Annotated in this window: 22 protein-coding genes; 15 read left to right on the top strand and 7 right to left on the bottom strand. The window is 69.7% G+C overall.

The window, feature by feature from the left end; all coding sequences use genetic code 11:
- Nucleotides 1-372: 372 nt before the first annotated feature.
- From AB0M63_RS40745 to AB0M63_RS40720, 6 genes are all read left to right on the top strand, one after another.
- Nucleotides 373-1,599: an ROK family protein gene (locus AB0M63_RS40745; protein ID WP_355921396.1), complete on the top strand. Its 1,227-nt coding sequence runs from the start codon at nucleotides 373-375 to the stop codon at nucleotides 1,597-1,599.
- A gap of 218 nt (nucleotides 1,600-1,817) precedes the next feature.
- Complete coding sequence (locus tag AB0M63_RS40740) at nucleotides 1,818-2,888, top strand: ABC transporter substrate-binding protein (protein WP_355921393.1); 1,071 nt, start codon at nucleotides 1,818-1,820, stop codon at nucleotides 2,886-2,888.
- A 5-nt stretch (nucleotides 2,889-2,893) separates the two neighbouring features.
- Nucleotides 2,894-3,757, top strand: a complete 864-nt coding sequence (locus tag AB0M63_RS40735; protein WP_366022935.1) for an ABC transporter permease — start codon at nucleotides 2,894-2,896, stop codon at nucleotides 3,755-3,757.
- Nucleotides 3,733-4,470 carry an ABC transporter ATP-binding protein gene (locus tag AB0M63_RS40730; RefSeq protein WP_366022934.1) on the top strand — a complete coding sequence of 246 codons (738 nt, stop codon included), beginning with the start codon at nucleotides 3,733-3,735 and terminating at the stop codon, nucleotides 4,468-4,470. The genes AB0M63_RS40735 and AB0M63_RS40730 overlap by 25 nt, the downstream gene beginning before the upstream one ends.
- Nucleotides 4,467-5,831: an LLM class flavin-dependent oxidoreductase gene (locus AB0M63_RS40725; protein WP_366022933.1), complete on the top strand. Its 1,365-nt coding sequence runs from the start codon at nucleotides 4,467-4,469 to the stop codon at nucleotides 5,829-5,831. Before AB0M63_RS40730 ends, AB0M63_RS40725 begins: the two co-directional genes overlap by 4 nt.
- 12 nt (nucleotides 5,832-5,843) lie before the next feature.
- Complete coding sequence (locus tag AB0M63_RS40720; protein WP_366022932.1) at nucleotides 5,844-6,734, top strand: TauD/TfdA family dioxygenase; 891 nt, start codon at nucleotides 5,844-5,846, stop codon at nucleotides 6,732-6,734.
- An 8-nt stretch (nucleotides 6,735-6,742) separates the two neighbouring features.
- On the opposite strand, the gene AB0M63_RS40715 is transcribed toward AB0M63_RS40720, so the two are convergent.
- Both AB0M63_RS40715 and AB0M63_RS40710 read right to left on the bottom strand, forming a co-directional pair.
- Complete coding sequence (locus AB0M63_RS40715; RefSeq protein WP_366022931.1) at nucleotides 6,743-7,360, bottom strand: histidine phosphatase family protein; 618 nt, start codon at nucleotides 7,358-7,360, stop codon at nucleotides 6,743-6,745.
- Nucleotides 7,357-8,793: an FGGY family carbohydrate kinase gene (locus AB0M63_RS40710; protein WP_366022930.1), complete on the bottom strand. Its 1,437-nt coding sequence runs from the start codon at nucleotides 8,791-8,793 to the stop codon at nucleotides 7,357-7,359. Before AB0M63_RS40710 ends, AB0M63_RS40715 begins: the two co-directional genes overlap by 4 nt.
- Nucleotides 8,794-8,864: 71 nt before the next feature.
- Between AB0M63_RS40710 and AB0M63_RS40705 the strand changes: the two genes are divergently transcribed.
- From AB0M63_RS40705 to AB0M63_RS40695, 3 genes are read left to right on the top strand one after another with little or no spacing between them, the layout of a single operon-like run.
- Nucleotides 8,865-9,908, top strand: a complete 1,044-nt coding sequence (locus tag AB0M63_RS40705; protein WP_366022929.1) for a 2-hydroxyacid dehydrogenase — start codon at nucleotides 8,865-8,867, stop codon at nucleotides 9,906-9,908.
- 29 nt (nucleotides 9,909-9,937) lie between these two features.
- On the top strand, nucleotides 9,938-11,371 hold the full coding sequence (locus AB0M63_RS40700; RefSeq protein ID WP_366022928.1) for an FGGY-family carbohydrate kinase: 1,434 nt from the start codon (nucleotides 9,938-9,940) through the stop codon (nucleotides 11,369-11,371).
- 55 nt (nucleotides 11,372-11,426) lie between these two features.
- Nucleotides 11,427-11,630 (top strand): hypothetical protein, encoded by a 204-nt coding sequence (locus AB0M63_RS40695; RefSeq protein ID WP_355901528.1) that lies wholly within the window; start codon nucleotides 11,427-11,429, stop codon nucleotides 11,628-11,630.
- A gap of 14 nt (nucleotides 11,631-11,644) precedes the next feature.
- Here AB0M63_RS40695 and AB0M63_RS40690 read toward each other — a convergent pair whose 3' ends face one another.
- A complete protein-coding gene (locus tag AB0M63_RS40690; protein ID WP_355901527.1) occupies nucleotides 11,645-12,319 on the bottom strand; it encodes a DsbA family protein in 675 nt (224 codons plus the stop codon).
- Between the two features lie 137 nt (nucleotides 12,320-12,456).
- Here AB0M63_RS40690 and pepN point away from each other — a divergent pair, with 137 nt between their 5' ends.
- Complete coding sequence (pepN, locus tag AB0M63_RS40685; RefSeq protein ID WP_366022927.1) at nucleotides 12,457-15,039, top strand: aminopeptidase N; 2,583 nt, start codon at nucleotides 12,457-12,459, stop codon at nucleotides 15,037-15,039.
- A gap of 207 nt (nucleotides 15,040-15,246) precedes the next feature.
- Entirely contained in the window at nucleotides 15,247-16,296 is a 1,050-nt protein-coding gene (locus AB0M63_RS40680; RefSeq protein ID WP_355901525.1) for a hypothetical protein, read from the top strand.
- Between the two features lie 74 nt (nucleotides 16,297-16,370).
- Here the strand turns inward: AB0M63_RS40680 and AB0M63_RS40675 are convergent, their stop codons facing one another.
- Nucleotides 16,371-17,588 (bottom strand): glycosyltransferase family 4 protein, encoded by a 1,218-nt coding sequence (locus AB0M63_RS40675; protein WP_355901831.1) that lies wholly within the window; start codon nucleotides 17,586-17,588, stop codon nucleotides 16,371-16,373.
- 143 nt (nucleotides 17,589-17,731) lie between these two features.
- Nucleotides 17,732-18,142, bottom strand: coding sequence for an ATP-binding protein (locus tag AB0M63_RS40670; protein WP_366022926.1), 411 nt, complete (start codon nucleotides 18,140-18,142; stop codon nucleotides 17,732-17,734).
- Nucleotides 18,143-18,341: 199 nt separating this feature from the next.
- On the opposite strand from AB0M63_RS40670, the gene AB0M63_RS40665 reads away from it, so the two are divergent.
- The 3 genes from AB0M63_RS40665 to AB0M63_RS40655 are packed head-to-tail and all read left to right on the top strand — an operon-like array spanning nucleotide 18,342 to nucleotide 19,672.
- Nucleotides 18,342-19,220: a helix-turn-helix transcriptional regulator gene (locus AB0M63_RS40665; protein ID WP_366022925.1), complete on the top strand. Its 879-nt coding sequence runs from the start codon at nucleotides 18,342-18,344 to the stop codon at nucleotides 19,218-19,220.
- 3 nt (nucleotides 19,221-19,223) lie between these two features.
- Nucleotides 19,224-19,439, top strand: coding sequence for a DUF397 domain-containing protein (locus AB0M63_RS40660; RefSeq protein WP_366022924.1), 216 nt, complete (start codon nucleotides 19,224-19,226; stop codon nucleotides 19,437-19,439).
- Nucleotides 19,436-19,672 carry a DUF397 domain-containing protein gene (locus AB0M63_RS40655; protein WP_366022923.1) on the top strand — a complete coding sequence of 79 codons (237 nt, stop codon included), beginning with the start codon at nucleotides 19,436-19,438 and terminating at the stop codon, nucleotides 19,670-19,672. Before AB0M63_RS40660 ends, AB0M63_RS40655 begins: the two co-directional genes overlap by 4 nt.
- A gap of 62 nt (nucleotides 19,673-19,734) precedes the next feature.
- Here the strand turns inward: AB0M63_RS40655 and AB0M63_RS40650 are convergent, their stop codons facing one another.
- On the bottom strand, nucleotides 19,735-21,486 hold the full coding sequence (locus tag AB0M63_RS40650) for an esterase (RefSeq protein WP_366022922.1): 1,752 nt from the start codon (nucleotides 21,484-21,486) through the stop codon (nucleotides 19,735-19,737).
- 154 nt (nucleotides 21,487-21,640) lie between these two features.
- Here AB0M63_RS40650 and AB0M63_RS40645 point away from each other — a divergent pair, with 154 nt between their 5' ends.
- Nucleotides 21,641-22,078, top strand: a complete 438-nt coding sequence (locus AB0M63_RS40645; protein ID WP_366022921.1) for a hypothetical protein — start codon at nucleotides 21,641-21,643, stop codon at nucleotides 22,076-22,078.
- A gap of 49 nt (nucleotides 22,079-22,127) precedes the next feature.
- On the opposite strand, the gene AB0M63_RS40640 is transcribed toward AB0M63_RS40645, so the two are convergent.
- On the bottom strand, nucleotides 22,128-23,897 hold the full coding sequence (locus AB0M63_RS40640; RefSeq protein WP_366022920.1) for a TIGR03767 family metallophosphoesterase: 1,770 nt from the start codon (nucleotides 23,895-23,897) through the stop codon (nucleotides 22,128-22,130).
- Nucleotides 23,898-24,070: the final 173 nt, after the last annotated feature.

Below are 24,070 nucleotides of genomic sequence, written 5' to 3'. Positions count from 1 at the left end.
TACAGGGGGACACCGCGACGCTATCCCAGGGCTTTCGGGCCGATCACCGTCAGCGCTCGACAAAGGGTGGATCGGGGACTTGGTGGGCTCCGGACAAAGGATGCCCGCTACACGCGCTCGGGCGTGATGCCGGTCACGCGCACCCCGTGCCGTCTCGCACACCGGTCACCGTCTGGGCAGCCGTGGACCGTTTTGCTAGCTTCGAGCACATGGTTGCCCAGGCCCGGAACTTCGCGTCGCGTCGCTATGTCGACCTGCGACGCCAGGCCGCGGCGACCTGTTACCGCCCCTGAGGCGGGCGGAGCGGATCCGGTGCGCCTCGATACCTGAGACGACGGCGCACTGTCGGACCCGTTCCCGAGGAAGATCCCCATGCCCCGTACCGCGGCACCCCTTCTCACATCCCGTTCCACCCACTCCCCCGTACCCCGCGCCGCCGACAGCGACCGGCGGCGCACCAACGCGAGCGTCGTCCTGCGCACGGTGCTGGAGCACGGCCCGGTGGCCCGCAGCACCATCGCGCGGCTGACCGGGCTGTCCCCGGCATCGGTCACCGACTACTGCGCCCGCTTCGGCGAACTCGGCCTGATCCTGGAGTCCGCCACACCCCGCCGCTCGAACGGTGTGGGCCGACCCCATGTACCCGTCGACCTGGACTCATCACGGTTTCTCGTGGGCGGAGTCCATGTGGCCGTGCCCTATACGACCGTCGCGCTGCTCGACCTGCGCGGGCGAGTGGTCGCCGAACGGCGCATCGGACACGACCGCCACGACCTCGCCGAACCGTCCCGGGTACTGGCCCGGGCCGCCGAGGGGCTGGACGCGCTGCTGACGGAGGCCGCCGGGGCGACACCGCTGGGTGTCGGGGTGGCCGCCGGCGGCTGGGTGGACCGGGACTCCGGGACCGTCGTCGACCATCCGCTGCTGGGCTGGCGGGACGTGCCGGTGCGCGAACTGATCGGCGCCCGCACCGGACTGCCGGTCCATGTCGACGGGCACGCACGGGCGTTGGTGAACGCCGAGCGCCTGTTCGGGCGGGCGGCCCGGGGCAGCCGCAGCGTGCTGCATCTCTTCGTCGGCAATGTGGTCGACGCGGCCTTCGCCACCAACGACGAGGTGCACCACGGCCCCCGCTCACAGGCCGGCGCGATCGCCCATCTGCCGCTGCGCGGCGGCACGGAGCCGTGCGACTGCGGGCGGGTCGGCTGCCTCCAAGTGGAGCTGAGCGAACGGACCTTGTGCCGCCGGGCCCGGGAGGCGGGGCTCATCGACGGCGTGAACCCGACCCATGTCGTCGCCGCCGCCGAGCGCGGAGACCCGCTCGCCGTACGGCTGTTGACGCAGCGGGCGCGGATGGCCGGGCGGGCAGCCGGGCTGCTGCTCGACATCCTCAACCCGGAGACGGTGGTCGTCACCGAGCTGGGGATCATCCACCGCGAGGACTGCCTGCGCGCGCTGCGCGAGGAGGTCGGCGACGCGCGCGCGTCCGCTGTCGTACCGACGAGTTTCCCGGATTCCGTACTGGCCGTGGCGGGCGGTTCGGTGATTCTGGACGTGCTGTACCGGGATCCGTTGAGTGTGTCACCGGGACGTATTTAATTCAGAAACTCGGAATGTTGACAGGGGGTACGCGTGACCGGGAACATCCTGTTCATGAGCCTGCCGATGAGTTGTCGCACTTCTTGTTGCTGACACGTTGACGCGCCCCCGGGGCGCCCGACTCATCCTGCGCATTTCCCTTCTCCGGCTTTCCACGCCGTGAATTCCGCCTTTTCACCCTTGCCATCCTTGTCATCCTTGCCATCAGGGAGTTCTCCATGCCCAATTCCCGTGCGCCCGGCGTCGACCGGCGGCTCTTCCTCACCTCCGTACTGGGTGCCGCCGCGGGCATCGCCGGCCTCAGCGGCTGCGCCACGAGCAGTGCCGCGGCCACCAAGTCGGGGGCGGGTCTGTCCGCCCCGCTCGCCGAGAAGGTGCCGTCCGGCACGAGTCTGAAGATCTCCTCGTATCTGAACACCCAGCAACTCCAGTTCAAGCTGGCGAAGTTGCCCAAGTTGCCGTTCACCGTGTCGAGTTGGCTGAACATCGGGGCCGGTCCCGATGTCATCAACGCGTTCCGCGCCAAGTCCCTGGACCTCGCCAACAACGCGGGTATCCCGCCGATCCAGGCGCACTTCCAGGGCTTCGACGCGAAGATCGTGGCGATCGACCTCACCCGCAAGCCCAACTACCTCTTCGCCACCAAGCCCGGCAGCGACATCCGCACGATCGCCGACTTCAAGGGCAGGAAGCTGGCGTTCTCGCAGGGCCAGGCCCAAGGCGTCGTCCTGCTGCGGGCGTTGAAGCAGGCCGGGCTGAAGTACGACGACGTGAAGCTCGTCCCGCTGACCAGCAACCAGTTCTTCACGGCCCTCCAGTCGGGCCAGGTCGACGTCGCCCCGCTCGGCAACAGTCAGGCACCGGCCTACCTCAAGCAGTACGAGGCGAAGGGCGCCCGCGTCATCACCACCGACGTCGTGGACCTGCTCAATCTGTTGTGGGCACCGTCCGCCGTACTGGCCGACTCCGCGAAGGCCGCCGCGATCGCCGCGTACATCCCGCAGTGGGCGCAGGGCCAGGTCTGGGCGTACGAGAACCCGGACACCTGGAACGAGGAGTTCTACGTCAAGACGCAGAACCTGACTCTCGCGCAGGCCCAGTCGGTGACGAAGCTCGCCAACAAGCCGTTGTTCCCGCCCAGTTGGGACGAGGCCGTGAAGTGGGAGCAGGAGACCGCCGATCTGCTGGCGGAGGGCGGCTTCGTGAAGGAGTTCAAGGTCGACTCCCTCTTCGACCGGCGCTTCGAGGGCATCGCGGCGAAGTCCGTGGCGGCGGAGTACCGGAAGTGACGGCCATGACCACATCCACGAACGCGACCGCGCCCACGACCACCGCGCCGGTGACCGCCACCGAGAACGCACCCGCCGCCCCCCGCAGGCGGCGCCGCGGCCTCGCCCCCGGCAAACGCCTGCCCGCCTCCCGGATCATCGGCCCCGCGCTCTTCTTCGCCCTGTGGGCACTCGCCTCCGCGGCCGGACAACTGGACCCGGCGGCGATCCCGGCGCCCTGGACGGTGGTGCGGACCGCCGGCCGGCTGTGGACGGACGGCACGCTGCCCACCGACATCCTGACCTCCCTTGAGCGGGCCGCCTACGGCTTCGCCCTCGGTCTCACCGCCGGTGTCGTCCTCGCACTCGCCGCCGGGCTGAGCCGGATCGGCGACGCGCTGATCGACGGGACCGTGCAGCTCAACCGCGCGATCCCGACCCTCGGTCTGATCCCGCTCTTCATCCTCTGGCTGGGCATCGGCGAGACCTTCAAGATCGCCATCATCGCGATCGTCGTCTACATCCCGATCTACCTCAACCTGCACGCCGCGCTGTCCGGCATCGACCACCGCTATGTCGAACTCGCCGAGGTCCAGGGCCTGTCGAGGCTCCAGTTCGTCCGCCAGATCGTCATCCCCGGAGCTCTGCCCGGCTTCTTCGTCGGCCTGCGCCTCGGGGTGACCGGCTCCTGGCTGAGCCTGGTGGTCCTGGAGCAGATCAACGCCACCAGCGGCCTCGGTTACATGATGTTCCAGGCCCAGAACTACGGCCAGTCGGACGTCATCCTGGTCGGCCTGCTGATCTACGGCGTGTTCGGCCTGGTCTCCGACAGCGTGGTCCGTCTCATCGAACGGAGGGTGCTGTCATGGCGCCGCACACTCAGCAGCTGACGGTGGCCCCCGCCGTCCAACTCCGGGGTCTGACACGGTCGTTCGACGATCGTACGGTCCTCGACGACATCGACCTCGATCTGCCCGCCGGACAGTTCACCGCCCTGCTCGGACACAGCGGCTCCGGCAAGAGCACCCTGCTGCGGGCCATCGCGGGCCTGGACCACGAGGTGGCCGGGCGGGGTCAACTCACCGCCCCGGAGCGGGTGTCGGTGGTCTTCCAGGACTCCCGGCTGCTGCCCTGGCGCCGGGTCCTCGACAACGTACTGCTGGGGACGGAGGGCAAGGAGGCGGCGGCGAAGGGCCGCGAAGCGCTCGCCGAGGTGGGCCTCGCCGGCCGCGAGCGCGCCTGGCCCAACGAACTGTCCGGCGGCGAGGCGCAGCGCGCCGCCCTCGCCCGCTCCCTGGTCCGCGAGCCCGAACTCCTGCTGGCCGACGAACCGTTCGGCGCGCTGGACGCGCTCACCCGGATCCGGATGCATGTGCTGCTGCGGGAGTTGTGGGAGCGGCATCGTCCCTCGGTGCTGCTGGTCACCCACGACGTGGACGAGGCGATCGTCCTCGCGGACCGGGTGCTTGTTCTTGAAAAGGGCCGGATCGGCCTCGACCTGACCATCGACCACCCCCACCCACGCTCCTACCGGGAGCCGGTACTGGGCGAGTACCGAGAGCGTCTCCTGGCCGCCCTCGGTGTGACGGAGGACCACGCGTGACCAGCCGCCCGCGCCAACTGCACCTGAACGCCTTCCTCATGAACACCGGCCACCACGAGGCCTCTTGGCGCCTCCCGGAGAGCAACCCCTACGCCCACGTCGAGCTGGACCACTACATCCACCTCGCCCGGATCGCCGAGCGCGGCACCTTCGACTCCCTCTTCCTGGCCGACGGACCGCAGTTGTGGAGCAACCTGGCCCAGCGCCCGGCCGGCGCGCTGGAACCGCTCACCCTGCTCACCGCGCTGGCGACGGCCACCGAGCACATCGGCCTGATCGCCACGGCGTCCACGTCCTACAACTCGCCCTACAACCTGGCCCGTAAGTTCGCCTCGCTCGACATCATCAGCGGCGGCCGGGCGGGCTGGAACATCGTCACCACGGCCGGTGCCGAAGCCGCCCGCAACTTCGGTCTGGAGCACGAGCCCGCGCACGCCGACCGGTACGCCCGCGCCGCCGAGTTCGTCGAGGTGGCCGGCAAGCTCTGGGACAGCTGGGAGGACGACGCGATCGTCGCCGACAAGGCGGCCGGTGTGTGGGGCGACGACGCGAAGATCCACCCACCGCGTCACCAGGGGACGTACTTCAGCGTCGCGGGCGCGCTCAACGTCCCCCGCTCGCCGCAGGGTTACCCCCTTCTCGTGCAGGCGGGTTCGAGCGAGGACGGCAAGGCGTTCGCGGCCCGACACGCGGAGGCGGTGTTCACCGCGCAGCAGACCCTCGCCGACGCACAGGCCTTCTACGCCGACCTCAAGTCCCGTACAGCGGCGGCCGGTCGGGACCCCGAGCACATCAAGGTGCTGCCCGGGATCGTCCCCGTACTCGGCTCGACGGAAGCCGAGGCCCGCGCGAACGAACGGCTCCTTGAGGACCACATCGTGTACACGCACGGCGTGGAACGGCTGGAGAGCCTGCTGCAACTGGAGCCCGGCACCCTGGAGTTGGATGCCCAGCTCCCCGCCGACCTGCCTCCCGAGGAGGCCATCGAGGGCGCCAAGAGCCGCTACACCCTTGTCGTCGAACTCGCCCGCCGCGACCGCCTGACCGTACGACAGCTGATCGGCCGGCTCGGCGGCGGACGCGGCCATCTCACCTTCGCCGGCACGCCGGAGCAGGTCGCCGACGCGATCGAGACATGGTTCACGCGCGGCGCGGCCGACGGCTTCAACATCATGCCGGCCGTCCTGCCCTCCGGCCTCGACGCCTTCGTGGACCACGTCGTCCCCGTCCTCCGCGCCCGCGGTCTGCTCCGCACGGAGTACGGCCCCCGCACGACCCTCCGGGAGCGCTACGGCCTCCCCCGCCCCGCCAACCAGTACGTCGCCCCCGACCACGTCAACCCCGAACTCGCCCGAGTCTGAAGGGACTTCACCATGTCCATCGAGATCCAGAAGGTCACCGCGAACATCGGCGCCCGAGTCTCCGGGGTCGACATCAACAAGCCACTGAACGCCGAGCAGGTGGCGGCGATCCGCGAGGCCCTGAACACCCACAAGGCCCTGGTCTTCGACGACGTCCACCTCGACGACGAGGGCCAGGAAGCCTTCGCCCGCCACTTCGGGGACGTCACCACCGCCCACCCGACGGTGTCCGCCGTCGCCGGCGCCCCGAACGTGCTGCCCGTCGACAGCGAGCGCGGCCGGGCCAACCACTGGCACACCGACGTCACCTTCGTCCTCAACCCGCCCCAGGCCAGCACCCTGCGCAGCATCACGATCCCGCCGTACGGCGGCGAGACCCTGATCGCCAGCTCGGCGGCGGCCTACCGCGACCTGCCCGAACCGCTGCGCGCCCTGGCGGACACCCTCTGGGCGGAACACACCAACGACTACGACTACGCCGTACCGGACGAGCAGATCGACGACGAACGGGCCGCGCAGCGCGCGCAGTTCACGTCCATCAAGTTCCGGACCGTCCACCCGGTCGTCCGCGTCCACCCGCTGACCGGTGAACGCGGCCTGTTCATCGGCGGGTTCGCACAGCGGATCGTAGGCCTCTCGACGGGCGAGTCCCGCAAGCTCCTGGACATCCTCCAGGCCTACGTCACCCGCCCCGAGAACATCCTGCGCCACCGCTGGTCCCCGAACCAGCTCGTCCTGTTCGACAACCGCATCACCCAGCACTACGCCATCGACAACTACGACGACCAGCCGCGCCGCCTCAACCGCGTGACGGTCGCCGGTGACGTCCCGGTCGGCATCGAGGGCAAGGAGAGCTACTCGGTGGAGGGCGACGCGTCGCACTACACGTCGGTCGCCGAGTAACCACCCGCTCACACCGGCACGTTGAGCGAAAGGAACGCGGTCTCGTCCCCCGTCATACGGATCTCGGACACGGCCGCGTTCCGCAGTTGCGGAAACACCCGCCGGTACTCACTCAGCGGAATCGACAGCAACCGGCACAGCACCAGTCGCAGCAGGGTGTTGTGGGCGACGATCAGGACGCGTTGGCCGGGGTGGGCGCCGGCGATGCGGTGCAGGGCGGCTGTGCCGCGGGTGGCCGCTGCTGTCGGGTCCTCTGCCTCCGGGAACGGATGAGCCGCCGGGTCGGTGCGGAAGGCCTCCGCCGCGTCCGGGTTCTCCGCCTCGAACTCCACCAGGGTGCGGCCCTCCACGACCCCGAAGTCGCATTCGGTCAGGGCGGGTTCGGTGTGGGGGGTGAGGTGCAGGGCACGCGCGGCGGGGGCTGCTGTGCGGACGGCTCGGGACAGGGGGGAGGTCCAGATCGCGTCGACCGGGTGCGCGGCGGCCCAGCGGCCGAGGGCTTCCGCCTGGGCGACGCCCGTGTCCGTCAGGGCGACGTCGCTGATGCCGGCGTAGCGGTTCTCGGCGTGCCAGACCGTCTGCCCGTGGCGGGCCAGGAGAAGAGTGGTGGCGGTGATGGTGCTCATGGGGCGTCATTGTCCAGGTTCAGGCGGGCGCGGGCGTGCGCCGCGACCGGTGTCGGCAGCCAGCCGCGTGACTCCAGTTCGGCCACTAGGCGGGCGTACGGCTCGGTGAAGCGGGCTGTGCCCTCGGGTCGCGGTTCGACGATCGTGCGGACGCGGACCATGTTCTCGGCGGCCTCGGCGAGGGGCAGCCCGGTCGTCCCGTGGGCCGCCAACACCGCCATTCCCAGGGCTGGTTGAATCTGTTCCGGTACCCGGGCCGGGCGGCCGAGGACATCGGCGCGGAGCTGGTTCCAGTACGCGCTGCGGGCCGCGCCGCCGGTGAAGGTGAGCGGGCCGTCTATCCCGGCGCCGAGGTGGTGGAGGTAGTCCAGGCACAGGCGCTCGGTGAACGCCACGCCCTGGAGTACCGCCGCCCAGCGGTCCGCCTCGGAGGTCGGTGTGCCGAGGGTGAAGGCGGCGGCGTCCGGGGCCAGGAAGGGGAAGCGTTCACCGCGTGAGGTGAGCGGGTAGGTGAGGGCGCCGGACGGCTCGAACGCGGCCGCCCGCAGGTCCATCGACGCCGGGTCGACCCCCGTCGGCAGCGCGCCCGCACCCACGCTCGATGCCCCGCCCGGCAGCCAACTCCCGTCCGGTGCACGGTGGTTGTAGACCACCCCGGCGTCGTCCCGGACGGGGCTCGCGGAGGCGCCCTTGAGGACCAGGGTGGTGCCGAGCACCGAGTTCCACGCGCCGAAGCGCAGCGCCCCCGAGGCGATCTGCGCGGCGCAGCCGTCCGTCATGCCCGCGATCACAGGGGTACCGGCCGGGATGCCGGTCGCTTCGGCGGCCGTCCGGCACACCTCACCCAGCCGGGTCCCGGGTCGTACGACGCCCGGCAACACTGCGTCCAGCTCGGTCAGTTGGAGCGGCCAAGCCTCGCGCTCCGCGTCGTAGCCCGTCTTGAGCGCGTGGCTGGAGTCGGTCGGCACCACCCCGCCCGTCAACCGAGCCGTGACGACGTCGGGTTGATGGGTCACCCGTCCCCGCCCGTACGCCTCCCGCAGCCACAGTGCCTTCGGCAGTGCCCAGCTCGTCTGCATGCCCAGGCGCGCAGCCTCCGCCACCGCGCGCCCGTCGTCGTACATCAACCCCGGTGTGAGCGGATGTCCTTGAATGTCCGTCAGGAGTACGGTCCCGGAGGTGCCGCAGACCGCGAGGCCGGCGATCCGAGCACCTGGCGGCTCCCGTCCCGCCAGCGCCGCCCGGGAGGCGATGCACACCGCCTGCCACCACTCCCCCGGGTCCTGTTCGTGCCGTACGCCGTCCCGGCGGCCGGTGAGCGGGGCCGTACCCGCACCGAGGACCGTGCCGTCGGCCGTGACCAGCAGCGCGCGGACGCTCTGCGTGCCCAGGTCGATCCCGAGCCACGCCTCGGCCTCACCCTCGAACATCATCCGGACCTCCCACAGGGGTTACGAATTCGGCATTCCCCGTTCATCGTGGCAAAGAGGGAGGGAGCCCCACGATGACCGAGACCCTGCGTGTCGTCGCCGCCGGTGACCATTTCGTCCTGCCGTCGCTGATCACGTCCGCGATTTCCGAGGAGTTGCGTGAACACCCTTTCACCGCCACCGAGTTGACCCTCGGCTGGCCGCTGGAGCCCTTCGGGAGCGTCGCCGAGGTCGAGGAGGCCAGCGATGCCGAGGACGAGGTGATCGACGCCCTGCGCGCCGGTGGCGGCGCCCAGGTGCTCGTCACCCAGATGGGGCCGGTCACCGAGCGGGTGCTGGAGGCCTGTCCGGAGCTACGGCTCGTCGTCGTGTGCCGGGGCGGGCCCGTCAACGTCAACCTGGACGCGGCGAAGTCCCACGACGTACGGGTGTGCTTCGCGCCCGGCCGCAACGCCGCCGCGACCGCCGAGTTCACCGTCGGCCTGATGCTGGCGGCGCTGCGCCGTATCCCGCAGGCGCATGAACTCCTCGCCGGGCAGGGCAGTTGGGAAGGCGGCGCCGCCTACTACACCTACGAGCGGAGCGGGTTGGAGCTGGAGGACCTGCCGGTCGGGCTGGTCGGGTACGGCGCGGTCGGCAGCCGGGTGGCCCGGGCGCTGTGCGCGTTCGGGGCGCGCGTGATGGTGTACGACCCTTATGTGCACGGCGAGATCCACGGGCTGCGCGTCCCGTCGCTGGACGAACTCCTCCGGCGTTCCCAAGTCATCGCACTGCACGCCCGGTTGACGCCCGAGACACGCGGTCTGATCGGTGCGCGCGAGCTGGCGCTGCTGCGGCCCGGCGCGGTGGTGGTGAATGTGGCGCGCGGTCCGTTGCTGGACGAGGACGCGTTGTGCGACGCGCTGGAGAGCGGGCAGGTGTCGGCGGCTGCCCTGGACACGTACGCACGTGAGCCGTTGCCCGCCGGGTCACGGCTGTTCGGGTTCCCCGACCGGGTTGTGCTGACTCCCCATCTGGGCGGTGCCTCCCAGGCCGTAGCGGAGAAGGCGGCGCGTATCGCTGCGGCGGAGGTGGGACGTTGGACACGTGGGCAACCGCTGGCACACAGCCTGACCTGAGCAGTGTCACCAACTCCGAGGAGGTTGTTGTGTACGTGGGAATCGACGTAGGCACATCCACCGTGAAGGCCGCCGCCTTCGACACCACCGGCCGTCAACTCGCCGTATCCGCAAGGCCCGTGGAGTTGTCGATGCACGGCGGGTTCGTCGAGCAGGACATGGACGAGGTCTACGGCGCGGTGGTCGCCGTGCTCAGTGAACTCACCGCGGAAGTGGACGGCCCGATCGAGCTGGCCGGGCTCACCGGGCAGGGTGACGGGGTGTGGCTGGTGGACGCGGAGGGGCGGCCGGTTCGGGCGGCGGCGTCCTGGATGGACGGGCGGGCGCATGAACTGCTGGACCAGTGGCTGGCGGACGGGACGTTCGAGACGGTGTTCCGGCGGACGGGGAGCGCGATGTTCCCCGGGTGTCCGGGCCCGCTGCTGGCCTGGCTCGCGGCGTACGAGCCCAAGTCGCTGGACGCCGCCGCAGCCGCCCTGTACTGCAAGGACATGGTGTTCCAGCGGCTGACGGGGGCACCCGCCACCACCGATGTGTCGGACGCGTCGATGCCGTTCCTCGACCCCCGGACGCGGTCGTACGACAACGGTGTCGTCGAACTCCTGGGTCTGACCCGGCGCCGCAGGCTGCTGCCCCCGGTCAGCGACCCCGTCGCGACAGCCGAGACACTCGGCGAGGGGGGCCTGCCGGCGGGCACCCGGATCGCGAACGGGCCGTACGACCTGCCCGCCTGCGCGCTCGGCGCGGGTGTGACGGAGCCCGGAGACGGGCTGCTCATCGTCGGGACCTGTCTGGCCAGCCTGGTCGCGACCACCGAGCTGGACCTGACCGGCGAACCGGCGGGCCTGTACATCTCCCTCGACCGGCCGGGGCACTGGCTGCGTGCCATGCCGGCGATGGTCGGTACGGCGGCGCTGGACTGGGTGCTGTCGACGACGGGTGTCCGGCACGAGGAGGTGGATGGCCTCCTGGCCGCGACCCCGCCCGGAGCCAACGACGTCCGCGTGCTCCCGTACTTCGCGCCGTCCGGCGAGCGCGCCCCCTTCGTCGAGCCCCGCCTCCGCGCCGAACTCACCGGCGTCTCCCTGGAGTCGACGCCCGCCGATCTGATCCGTGCGACCTGCGAGGGCATCGGTTACGCGGCCCGGCACTGTCTGGAGGCGGCGGGTCTGACGGGTTCCCTCGCGGTGTGCGGCGGCGGGACGCGCAGTCCTGCCTGGATGCGGCTTCTCGCGGATGTCCTGGGCCGGCCGCTACGGGTCGTGGAGGGCGAGGTGGGGGCGCGGGGTGCGGTGCTCGCGGCGGCCGAGCGGTACGGAGTTCCACTCGACACGGCCGCCTGGACCCGGCCGACGGAGATCGTCGAGCCGGACCCGGGACGGGCCGCGTACTACGCCAAGGGGTACGCCGACCATCTCGCACGGCTGGCGGCAGCGCGGGGGCGTGAGCGCGGCGGGGTCTGATCTCGGGCTGCGGTGCTGCCCCGGGGGCGCTTACGCTCTCGCGTGGAGGTTCGACATGGTGCACAAGTGGTGTCCCGGCTGCCGTGGGCCGCTGCGGGAGTTCCGTGATCTGGACGACAAGGAGAAGGTGTACGTCCGGGGGCAGAAGCCGGACTTCGCCCCCGAGGCGTACATACGGTGTGCCGTCCCGGGGTGCCGCCGTTTTCAGCGGCACCTCAACTGGCAGGACGGCGGCTTCTTTCCCAAGCCGGAGGAGTAGCCGTACGCGCGGGCTTACAGGTTGCTGAAGTCCGGGCCCTTGGTGCGCGAGCGCTTGAGCTCGTAGAAGCCGGGGACCGAGGCCACCGCGATCGTGCCGTCCCAGAGGCGGGCCGCCTCCTCGCCCTGGGGGGCGGGGGTGACGACCGGGCCGAAGAAGGCGATCTGCTCGCCGTCGGGACCGGGGACGGCGATGACGGGGGTGCCGACGTCCTGGCCGACCTTCTCTATGCCCTCCTTGTGGGAGGCGCGCAGCTCGGTGTCGTAGGTGTCCTTGTCGGCGTATTCGATCAGCTCGGCCGGCAGGCCCGCGTCCGCCAGGCCGGCGGCGATGGACTCCTTGGTCACGCCCATGCCCTCGTTGTGGATGCGGGTGCCGAGCGCGGTGTACAGCTTGCCGACGACGTCGTTGCCGTACAGCTGCTGGGCGGCGATCGCGACACGGACCGGGCCCCAGGACTTGCCGCCAGGGCGCATGTTCTCGGCGTACTGCTCGGGGAGCTCGTCGAGACGGTCCTCGTTCAGCACGGCGAGGCTCATCACATGCCAGCGGACCTCGATGTCCCGGACCTTCTCCACTTCCAGCACCCAGCGCGAGGTCATCCAGGCCCAGGGGCACAGCGGGTCGAACCAGAAGTCGACGGGGGTCTTCGCGGAGCCGGTCGAGGAGGTGGTCGCGGTCTCGGACATGTCTCTCCTAGGGAATACGCCTGTTTCCCGGGGCAACACCAGACCGCCCCGTGCCCATTCCCGATGCCCGGCGACAGGTGTGCATGGCAGGATCACCCCTGTCCACATATCGAACACCTGCCGAGGGAGTACCGCCCGTGCCCGGTGAGAATCTGTCCCGCGACGAGGCCCGGGAGCGGGCCGCACTGCTGTCCGTCGACGGGTACGACGTGTCCCTCGACCTGCGCTCGGCGGTCGGTGACGAGGCCGGGGAGGGGCCGCGGACCTTCCGGTCCGTGACCACCATCCGGTTCCGCTGCGCCGAGCCGGGCGCGGCGAGCTTCGCGGACCTGATCGCGCCGGGCGTCACCGCCGTCTCGCTCAACGGCAGGGACCTGGACCCGGGCGCGGTCTTCGACGGGTCCCGGATCCAGCTGGAGGACCTGGCCGCCGAGAACGAGCTGATCGTCGACGCGCGGTGCGCGTACTCCCGTACCGGCGAGGGCATGCACCGCTTCGTCGACCCCGAGGACGGCGAGATCTACCTCTACACCCAGTACGAGCCGGCCGACTCGCGCCGCGTCTTCGCCAACTTCGAGCAGCCGGACCTCAAGGCGCCGTTCCGCTTCGAGGTGCGGGCGCCCGAAGGCTGGACGGTGTGGAGCAACGGCGTCGGTGAACTCACGGACGGCGTATGGAAGTTCGCGGAGACCAAGCCGATCTCGACGTACATCACGGCGTTCCTGGCGGGCCCGTACCACTACGTCACGGACTCCTACTCGCGCACCTTCGACGACGGTACGACGCTGGAGATCCCGCTCGGCGCGATGTGCCGCAAGGGGCTGGCGCCGCACTTCGACTCCGACGACGTCTTCCTGATCACCAAGCAGGGGCTGGACTTCTTCCACGACCACTTCGACTACCCGTACCCGTTCGGGAAGTACGACCAGGCGTTCGTGCCGGAGTACAACCTCGGCGCGATGGAGAACCCGGGTCTTGTCACCTTCCGCGAGGAGTACATCTTCCGGGGGAAGGTGACGCAGGCGTCGTACTCGGGGCGGGCCAACACGATCCTGCACGAGATGGCGCACATGTGGTTCGGCGACCTGGTCACCATGGAGTGGTGGGACGACCTGTGGCTGAAGGAGTCCTTCGCCGACTTCATGGGCGCGTTCGCGCTGGTCGGCGCGACCCGTTTCACCGACGGCTGGATCACCTTCGCCAACCGGCGCAAGGCGTGGGCCTACCGCGCGGACCAGCTTCCCTCCACGCATCCGATCACCGCCGACATCCGCGACCTCCAGGACGCGAAGCTCAACTTCGACGGCATCACGTACGCCAAGGGGGCTTCCGTACTGAAGCAGTTGGTGGCGTACGTCGGCCAGGACGCGTTCCTGGAGGGCGCGCGCCGCTACTTCAAGCGGAACGCGTACGGCAACACGCGCCTCGGTGATCTGCTGTCGGTGCTGGAGGAGACGAGCGGCCGGGACATGGCGTCCTGGGCGCGGTCGTGGTTGCAGACGGCCGGCGTCAACTCCCTCACCCCGCAAGTGGTGTTGGACGTGGAGAGCGGCCGTATCGCCGAGCTGACCGTGCTCCAGGAGGCCGCCGAGTCGCACCCCGAACTCCGCCCCCACCGCGTCGTGGTGGGCCTCTACCGCATGGAGGACGACCGTCTCGTGCGGTACGAGCGGGCCGAGGTGGACGTCGACGGTCCGCGCACGGTCGTGGTGGAACTGGCCGGTGCGGACGCCCCGGAGCTGATCCTCGTCAACGACGAGGACCTCACCTACGCCAAGACCCGCTTCGATACGACCTCCCTCGTCACCCTGCGCAACCACCTCGGCGCGCTCACCGACCCGATGGCGCGGGCCCTGTGCTGGTCGGCGCTGTGGAACATGACGCGGGACGCGTTGCTGCTCGCGCCGGACTTCATCGATCTGGTGATGCGGTTCGGGCGCCGGGAGACCGACATCGGTGTGCTCCAGATGCTGCACGGCTGGGCGAACTCGGCGCTGGTCAACTACTCGCCGCCGTGGTGGCGGGAGACCGGCGCGAAGCTCCTGACGCACATCGCGCTGCGGGATCTGCGGGACGCCGAGCCGGGCAGCGAGCAGCAGTTGGCGTGGGCGCGTTTCTATGCGTCGGTGGCGTCGGCGCCGGACGAACTGGCGCTGCTCCAGGGCCTGTTGGACGGTACGGAGAAGATCGAGGGCCTGGTCGTCGACCAGGAGCTGCGCTGGGCGTTCCTGGAGCCGCTGACCGCGCACGGGGTCGCGGACGAGTCCGCGGTGGCCGCCGAACTCGCCCGCGACGACACCGCGTCGGGCATGCGCCACCAGGTCCGCTGTCTCGCCGCCCGTCCCTCGGCGGCCGTGAAGGCGCAGGCGTGGGCGCAGGTCGTCGAGTCGGACTCCCTGTCCAACGCGTTGGTGGAGGCCACCATCGCGGGGTTCGCACAGCCCTCGCAGCGGGAGTTGCTCGCGCCGTACACGGAGAAGTACTTCGCGGCGATCGAGCGGGTGTGGGAGGAGCGGTCGATCCAGATCGGCGTGGACGTGGTGCGGGGCCTGTTCCCGGCGCACCCGACCGCCGAGGACGGGCAGGCGACGCTGGACGCGACGGACGCGTGGCTGACCGCGCACAAGGGGGCCGCGCCGGCTCTGCGGCGGCTGGTGCTGGAGGCGCGAGACGATCTGGCGCGGGCGCTGCGGGCGCAGGCGGCCACCGTCAGGGACTGATCCTTTGGCCTGTGATTGGCCTCTGCGTGACCGTTACTGAATACAGGTAATCGCAGCCGTAACCCCTGGTGCCACCCATCTGGACCAGGGGTTTTCGGCGCCTACTCGGCATCCGAACGCCTGTCCTTTAGTGCCATGTTGTCCGTATTTGTCGACGGGTGTGTAACAGCGGTTAGGGAGCGGATCCGGCGCGGGAAACCCCGGTTCATGAACCACAACACCCCGCTCTCCCCCCGCCCCCTCAGCCACCTCTCCGAGGTGCACCGCCGCGTCCTGACGACGGTTCAGCTCCGCTCGCACGGCGTCCCGGCCGCCGAGGTGAACGAGCAGTGCCGCCCCGGCGGCCCCTGGCAGCAGCTCCTCCCCGGCGTCGTCCTGCTGCACCCCGGCCCGCCCACCGGCGAGGAGAAGCTGCACGCGGTGCTGCTGTACGCGGCACGGGAGCGGACGACCGGGGTCCCGGTCCAGCCCGGCGCGGAGGAACCGCACCGCCGGACGTACACCGAGACGATGGTCACCGGCCTCGCCGCCCTCACCCTGCACGGCTTCACCTCGGCCCCGCCGCTGCCGTCCCTGGACCGCATCGACGTCCTGGTCCCCCGGCTGCGCCGACTGCGCTCGACGGGCTGCGCCCGCATCGTCCGCACCCCGGCGCTCCCCACCCCGCAGCAGGTGCAGGGCGTCCCGGTCGCCCCGGTGCCGCGCGCCCTCGCGGACGCGGTGGCCGAACTGTCCGACGCGAACGCGGTGCGCGTGCTGCTCACCGAGGCGGTGCGCGGCGGCCACTGCGAACCGGCCGCGGTGGTACGGGAGTTGAACAACGCCAAGCTGCTCAGCCGCCCGCACGTGGTGGACGCGGTGGACTCGCTGCTGGCCGAGGGCCGCGCGATCGCGGAGGACCGCCTCTACCGGATGGTGAGCGAGTACGGCCTCCCCGACCCGGTGTGGAACGTGGATCTCCGTCTGCCCGGCGGCCCGCACCTCGGCGGCCTGGACGCGTACTGGCCCGAGCAGGCGGTGGCTGTCGAGCTGGACACCCGCGCGCCCCGCCAAGGCCATCGGCAGGACGACGACGCCCTCTGGTCGGAGTACGCCCGCAAGCGCGAGCACCTGGAACGGCTCGGCATCACGGTCGTCCACATCACGCCGAAGAAGCTGCGCGACGCGATGGATCAGCAGGCGGCGGTGGTCCGTACGGCGCTGATGGCGTCCGGCGACCGCGATCCCGCCGCGTATGTCGTGGTGCTGCCCCGGTAGTGACGGACCGGGACCGCATCAGGAGGGGAGAGGAGGGGCCACCGGTCGGACCGGTGGCCCCTCCTCACGCGTGCCTACAGAGGTTCGGGCAGTGGTGGAGGGGACGCGGTGGTGGTCGAGTGCCCCGCGTGGAGGCCGTCGATGAGCGCGGCGTACGAGGCGATCATGCGCGTACGGCTGAAGCGTTCACGGCTGCGGGCATGCGCCCGGGCGAACTCCGTACGGCCTACGACCGCCTCGGTCCACGCGGACGCGATGGCGTCCGGGTCGGGGGGCGTGATGATGCCGTGCCCGGCGACGATGGAGGCGCTGTCGCCGACGTCGGTGGCGACGGGTACGGCCCCGCACATCATGCCCTCGATCAGGCACAGGGGCGCGGCCTCACCGAAGGACGAGGTCAGCGCGACGACGTCGGAGCCGGCGTAGACGGTCTCCATGTCCCGCCGTACGCCGAGGAGATGGAGCCGGTCGGTGAGTTCTCTTCCGTCCTCCCCGAAGGCGGCGTCGATGTCGGCGGAGAGGGCGGGCTGATTGTCGGGGGTCATGCCCGTGCCGCACATGAGGATGTGGCCCGCCGGTTCGCGCCGTAGCCATGCGCGGGCGGCGCGGAGGAAGAGCGGGATGTTCTTCATCGCGGCGTAGCGGGCCGCGAACACCACGACGGGGGCGGTGTCCGGGATGCCGAGGGACGCGCGGAACGCGAGCCGGCGGGCCGGGTCGGGCCGGAAGCGCAGCAGATCGACACCGTTGGGGATGACGTGGAGGACCTCCGGCGGGATGCCGGCGGCCTGGTAGGCGTCGCGGGTGGACTCCGCGCAGCAGACACAGGCGACGACCTTGCCGTCCGCGATGGCGGTCTTCAGCTCGTCGAGGGCTGCACCCTGGTGTTCGGGGTCCGAACGGTGCAGGGTCACGACGACCGGGCGGCGGGGCAGACCTGCCTGGTTCAGCAGGGAGAGCGGCTGCTCCTTGAGTGAGAGGACGACATCCGCGTCGGCCAGGGCGCGGGCCGCGTCGGCCAGCTCGGGGCCGGTGAAACAGTCGCTGACGGTGCCGTCCGGGTCCCGGTCGCCGCCGAAGCTTCGGCCGAGGGTGGAGACACCGACGCCGGCCGCGGTCAGTCGCTGATAGCAGGCGTCGTTCTCCATGGCCTGCCGGGTCGCTTCTCGATGTACTTCGCCGTGGATGCTCAGCACCGAATGATGCTGGCCGCCCTCCACGAGTCCCATGATGACGTCGCTGTGGACGATTCGGGCTCCCCCGGAGAAGAAGCCTTCGTAGACCGACAGCACGTGCAGTTCGTGTCTAGCGCGCACACGACCACCCGCCTTGCGTATGAATCGAGCCATCCCCGTGAACAGCGGGTTAGCCGTTATGAGGCGGCACGGACATTTCGTACGAATGAACTCGGTGTCTCGTGTCTGAGTCCGGTTGGTTATCCGCGGGTCAATTGGAATGAGCCGCAGGCCAGGCGGGCGCGGACGGTCTTCCCCAGGTCGTCCCGGAGGAACCAGTCGAGTGAGGCGGCAACTCCGGAGACGATTCGGAGACCCCGGCCGCCTTCCGCTTCGTCGGACTCGGGGCGGATCACGGGGAGGGTTCGGACGGGGTCCGATACGTCGATCGTCAGCTCGCTTTTCTCTTCTTCGTCTACGGCCACCCGCAGCCACAGCTCGTGTCCGGGGAGCCGGCCGTGCCGGACGGCGTTGGCTACCAGCTCGGAGGTGACCAGGACTGCGTCCTCGATGTCGCCGGGCCAGTTCCAGAGGGTGAGGTGGCGGCGGGCGTGGAGGCGGGCGAGGCGGACGCTGGGGGTGGTCAGCGGGTAGCTGGTGGACCAGTGCATGGCTGCCTTCCAAGTAGGGGGTTGCACCAGCCTGTTCGTCCCGCACCCGGAGCTGCAATCGAACTACCGCTGAAAATTCAGCAGTTCAGAAAGTGGACTATGCCCGAATCTGCACAACCGGCTGCGCGGGCCATTCACGGGATGTAACACTCCGCACACGACGGCAAGCACAAGGTGCTGGAGCACAAAGGCGGTACGCATGGCTACGAAACGCGGGCGCACGGCACAACGGCTGGAACTCGGCCTGCAACTGCGTCAGTTACGGGAGAACTGCGAGACGGAGACCGGAACGGGAATGACTCGTCGGCATGCCGTCCAGGGCCTGCGGATCTCCGAGCCGTCCCTGCAACGCATCGAGACGGGCTCCCTCAACTTCCGCAATGTGGGCGACCTACGGAAGCTGCTCACCAAGTACGGAGTCCATGACGAGGAGATCATCGACTCGCTGATCAGCCTCAACCGGGAGTCCAGTCAGCAGGATTGGCTCACTCAGCATCGGGGGGTGATGCCCGCGGGGATGCCGGCGTTCGTCGGCCTGGAGCCTGAGGCCCAGTCCATGAAGGCGTACCACCCAAGTCTGGTGTACGGCCTGCTCCAGACCGAGCGATACGCACTCGCTCTGCATGAGGTACAGAAGCCGATCGAGGAGACCACAACCGAATTCATCCGCAGTAGCCTGGCAGTACGGATGGAACGCCAGGGGGTGCTTACCCGAGAGGCCCCCATCAGGCTGCACGTCATCCTCGCAGAGGCCGCCCTGCGGTATCCGGTGGGAGGAGCCGATGTGATGCGCGAGCAGTACGCAAAGCTGGAGACGCTGACGTCATGGGATCATGTCACCATCCAGGTCCTGCCGTACCGCTGGAGTTACCGCGCCGCTCATGACTTCGCGATCCTCGACTTCGGCAAGGAGTTCCCGCCACGCGTCCAGGCCGACAGCCCCTGGGGTTCTGTATCCACATCGGACAAGCCACGCGAAGTCGGCCGGTTCACCCGCCGGTTCGACGCCATGACAGCATCAGCGCTGCCCCCCGAGGACACACCAGCCTTCCTGCACCGACTAGAACGAGAGCTGTAGACGATGCCCACGCACCCCACCGCCCCCGAACTCGCCCCGGACCAAGCCTGGTTCAAGTCGTCCTACAGTGACGGCGCGGGCCAGAACTGCGTCGAGGCCGCCCTCCGCACCCCCGACATCGCCATCCGCGACTCCAAGAACCCCACCGGCTCCGCGCTGCTCCTCCCCGCGACGGCCTGGGCACCGTTCCTCGCCCACCTCCACAAGACGGATTCATGAGCCCTGAACTCGCCCCGGGCCAGACCTGGTTCAAGTCTTCCTACAGTGACTCCGGCGGCCAGAACTGCCTCGAAGCCACCTGGTTCAAGTCGTCGTACAGCGATGCCGGCCAGAACTGCCTCGAAGCCGCCCTTCACACCCCCGGCATCGCCATCCGCGACTCCAAGAACCCCACCGGCCCCGCCCTCCTCCTCCCCGCCTCCGCCTGGGCACCGTTCCTCGCGCACCTCTGACAACGAACCGGGCGCCCGACCGAAACCGCTCGGTCAGGCGCCCGGGGTGTGCGAAGCAACGGCTACTTGACGATGGTCTCCACCCAGCTGATGAAGTTCGTCGCCGGGTCACCCGTGCGCTCCGCCTCCGTGTGGGCCATGGCCCAGACCGTGGCGAAGTCGACGGAGTCGACGCCGTAGTTCTCCAGGGCCAACTGGAGGTTGATCTCCGTGGTGTTGGCCGTGTCGCCCTGCATGATGCCGGTGCGGATGCGCCAGTGGCGGGCGACCGTGGAGCGGCGGTAGCCGCCGAGGGTGGGGGCGAGGAAGTACAGCGGGTTGTAGGCGTTGCCCCGCCAGATCATGTCCTTGCCGACGGTGTCCTTCTGGGCGAAGTCGCTGTCGTACGACGCGGAGCCGTAGTCGGTGTTCCAGTCGGAGAACGTCGCGTACTTCGACTCGTTCGCGCGGATGACGTCACGCGTCAGCGGGGCGAAGTGGGACGGGTCGTTGAGCGCCATCGCGAAGACGCTGTTCTCGCCCTGGCCACGGGAGTAGCCGTCGAAGGCGCCCACCGGCTTGTTCGCGTTCTTCTGGCTGTTGACGAAGCCTTCGAGGCTCGACACCGTGGCGGTGTTGGTCGTGGCGTCGTAAGTGACCCACGTGCTGCTGGTGTTGAGGTAGGCGATGTAGTCCTCGACCGTCGCGTAGGTGGTCGAGGTTCCCGTCTGGCCCGATCCGGGCGGGCCGCCCTGGGTGGTGATGGTGTACGGGAAGGTGTTGTCGGAGAGGAAGTTGTTCAGCGAGGTGGTGATCACCTTGATGAGGTGGTCGTAGTAACTGCCCGCCAGGTAGGTGCCGTCGCTGGACTCGGTGAGCTGGAGGCGCTTGCCGTGCTCGTCGCGCAGGCCGAGGCGGTTGAGGTACTTGGGCCAGGCCTTCGCGAGGTCCGCCGAGTAGGCGCTGGTCCACGTGGTGGACGCGCGGGTGTCGGTGGAGGCGAACTGGCCCATGTTCCACTCGTAGGAGAGGTTGGCCTCGGCGAGGTTGGTGATCGGGCACCAGGCCATGACGCCGGCGACCGCGTCGCTGAGGGGGCGCCCGTGGGCGTCCTCCATCGCCGCGCCGAGGGAGCGCAGGTACGGGTAGTACAGGGGGCTGTCGCCGGACGAACCGCCCACGCTGGCCTGGGCGCCGCCGCCGCTCATGCCGAACAGGACGATGTCGTCCGTGCTGCCGGGCAGCACGCTCTTGTTGTACCGGAGGAACCGGATCGCGGCCTTGAGGTCGGTCAGGGCCCAGGGGGCGGCGTCGTTGCGGGTGCTGGTCGAGCTGTCCTTGCCGCGCAGGCCCGGCCACACGTAGATCTGCCCGGCCTCCAGGTACTGCGAGACGCTGGTGTAGCTGTAGGTCGTGGCCGGCTTCTGGGCGGCGTAGCCGGGGGTGTTGACGGGGATCACGATCGGCGCGGTGCGTCCCGAGTAGGCGCCGACGGTGCCCTTCGGGTTGGCCTTCGCGGTGTACGTCGTGCCGTCGCTGTTCTTGGTCGCCGTCAGATAGGCGCCCGGAACGTAGATCGACAGGTTCTCGTAGTCCGTGGCGGCCGGGTTCGTGACGAACACCTTGCCGAGCTGGTAGTACACGTCGTTCGTCGCGTCGTACGACCAGGCGGTGGGATCGAACTCCAGCGAGTACGCCGAGGCCGTGCTCGACGAGCTGCTCGACGACGAGGTGGCGGCGAAAGCCGTGCCGGTCGCGCCCTCGGCGGTTCCGAACGCGACCAGCGCGGCGGCGCCCGTAGCGGTCCGGAGAACGGTCCTACGGTTGATCTCCACCTGTGGGCCTCCTTGTGCGGGAAGTTACTGACGAGTCCCAGACTGTAGGGCGGGACCCTGAGGCGGAGCCACGGATTGTTAACAATTTTGATGATTATTTCGTGAGAGGTTTACGGGCCGGGCGGGATCGGCGCCGCGGGCTAATGTCAGGTGCATGGTGTCTGTGTTCGCTCTCTTCGGGCCACCCGCGATCACCATCTTCCTTTTCGCCGTCGGCGCGATTCCCTACGCGCTGTGGGTGACCAGGAAGAAGCCCTCGCGGCCGGCCCGCTGGGCGGTCATCGGCATCGCGGCCGCGATCGCCGCCTACGGGGCCGGAACCCTCTACGGGCTCGCCTTCACGAACCCGAAGGACGTATGCGGCGACAGGACCGGCGACGGTGTGTACAGGGACGCCGGGCGGGACTACAGCACGACCTCCGTGCACGTGGACGGCTTCCCTCCGTCCATCACCTGCCAATGGACCAGCGGCCACAGCACCGAAGAAGTGTGGTTCTGGGTCCCGCCCCTGCTGTACGCGGGACTTGCCTGCTTCCTCGTCTGCTGCGTGCTGCTCCTCATCAACCGCCGCACGTATCGTGGGATGGCGTGAAGGTTGCCCGCCTATGGGTCAGTTGAGCGAGTTTCGGCCTTTCCCCGGGTCAGCTCTTCTTGAGGATCAGCTCCGTGTTGCGGTCCTTCGCGTCGCCGCCGAGCACGGTGCTGGAACCCGGCGCGTTGTAGGAGAGCTCGCGGTAGAGGGCCGCAAGGCCGGTCTGGGTGAGGTCGGAGAAGTCGGTGCGGTGCGGGGCCGCGGACTCGATCAGCGTGGTGAAGAGCGAGAGCGTGCCGTCCTTGTTGTCCACCAGCTCGATGACACGGGCGAGTTGGGGATAGTCGACGTGCGAGGCGGTGGAGATCTCCCAGAAGCTGCGGCCGTCGGGCGCCGAGTGCGGGGTGATCACGTTGCGGTGGATGTGACCGTTGACCCAGGCCAGCACGTTCGGGTGGCTGCCGAGCAGGGCGATGACCGCCGAGCCCTCGTAGCGGCGCTCGGTCGGGTGCGCCGGGTCGGGGCGGGTGTTGTCCATCGTCTTGCTGGTGTGGTGGCTGAAGATCACCGCGTACGAGTCCTTGTTGTCGCGGAGCGTCTTGTCCAGCCACCTCAACTGCGTTGCCCCGATGGACCCTTCGTAATGCCCGCCCGCGTCCGTGGTGTCGAGGCTGATGCCGATCACGTCGTCGGCGATCCGGAACGCGTAGTACTGCGTGCCCGCGTCGACGTTCGCGGAGGAGTAGCCGTGCCCGACCGGGCCGAGGCCCTGGTAGGCCGGGTCCAGGTGGGCCTTGAGGTACTCGGCCTGGGTGTACGGGGCGCGCTTCTCGTCCGGGGTGACCGAGTGCATGGAGCGGGCGTGCGCCTTGAGGAAGTCGCGGTAGCCGGTGCCCTTGGGGTCCTTGGCGTCCCGGATCGAGTTCTGGAGCTTCTTCGCCTCGGCCGTGGTCGCGGTCATCAACTTCTTGCCGCCGATGGCGAGTTCGGTGAGGTAGGGGTCGGCGTGGGAGCCGAAGCAGCCGAGCGGCAGCGCGTCGTGGTTGCCGACCGTGGAGTACCAGGGCAGGTTGAGGCCGGGGCTGCGGACCTCGCGGATCGCGGCGGCCAGGAAGCCCTTGAGGTGCGGAAAGCCGACCTGCTTGTCGCCGTCACGGAGGGTGGACTCGGGCTGCCAGTACAGCTTGAGGCCGCTGCTCTGGACGCCCTCGTAGTGACGCGGGTCACCCGTGTTGGGGGTGAAGCGGCCGCCGCTCATGATCTTCATGAACCATTCCAGCTCGGACTTGGCGTTGTTGTCCGTGTTGTCGCCGGTGGTCATCACGAAGTGCAGCGGGGAGCCGGTCACCGGGGCACCGCGCAGCGCGTTGACCCGCTCGACCAGTGAGATCCCGCCCTGCACGGTGAGCGCCTCGTGCGGGCGCCAGGCGTGCTTGTCGGTGGAGCGCAGGTACTCCAGGCGCAGCGGGTGCTGGCTGTCCATCAGGTGCAGGTCGGTGAACTGCACGAACGAGGCGAGTGCCGTACGGCGGCCCGCGCGCCCGGACTTGGCGGCGGCGAGGTCGGCGCGCACGACGCGCTTCCATCCTGCACCGTCGCCGAGGCGGCGGAAGCCGGAGCCGGTGCGCGGGGCGGCGACCGTGGCGAGGGTGGTGCCCTTGGTGTAGGGGGCGAGGGGTGCGGCGGGCGCGACGCGGGAGTGCGCGACGGGCGCCTCGGCGGCGTTGGTGCCCGCGGCGTCGGTGGTGGCGGCCTGGCTGTCGGTGGGCCTCAGGGCGTAACCGACACCTGCGGAGACGGACACGGCCGCGGTGGCGGCGAGGACGGTACGGCGGTTGACCCCCAGCGCGGAGCTGGCGACAGAGCGTGTGCGCGACATGGCGCGATCTCCCCGAGTACGAACTGCGTCGGCAGTGGTCGCGGGGGTTCGCGTCGATCGGTTTTCGATCGCGGTCGCGAACTTCCCGCTCGTACTGGATGCTTGGCATCGGGGATGACCTGCGCGTAAACGAGACGGCAACGCGTAGCGCCGATCACCGTACGTGGATCTTG

The organism is Streptomyces sp. NPDC051576, from assembly GCF_040681835.1.
In the GTDB taxonomy this organism is placed as follows: Bacteria; Actinomycetota; Actinomycetes; order Streptomycetales; family Streptomycetaceae; genus Streptomyces.
This window is presented reverse-complemented; position numbering and strand designations above follow the sequence as displayed.